We start from the raw sequence: 275 nt of genomic DNA on the forward strand, positions 1-275 counted from the left end.
GTCCTAATATTTGAATGTTCAACAGACTGTAGTGGCATAATAAAATTGGACAGCTTCTAAGAGATACCATCTTAAAAAAGCCAAATCAAGTGCTAATTAGCTCAACTCTTGCTTGGTAAGGTTGCTGATGTTTAACCACGCCGAAACAAATATGCACAAGCTTACGCATCGCCGCACAGACAGCCTGCATTTTGCACTTACCGTTAGCAAGCAGTCGCTCATACTGCGCCTTAATGTCGGGATTATGCTTAATGGCGACTAGCGCCGGCATATAC

The 275-nt window shown here is 43.3% G+C and carries 1 pseudogene; it reads right to left on the reverse strand.

The window, feature by feature from the left end:
* Nucleotides 1–85 precede the first annotated feature (85 nt).
* Nucleotides 86–275 (reverse strand): annotated as a pseudogene (locus AAEY75_RS14970) (IS110 family transposase); the annotation flags it as partial.

The organism is Psychrobacter sp. TB55-MNA-CIBAN-0194 (assembly GCF_040309505.1).
Lineage (GTDB): Bacteria > Pseudomonadota > Gammaproteobacteria > Pseudomonadales > Moraxellaceae > Psychrobacter > Psychrobacter fozii.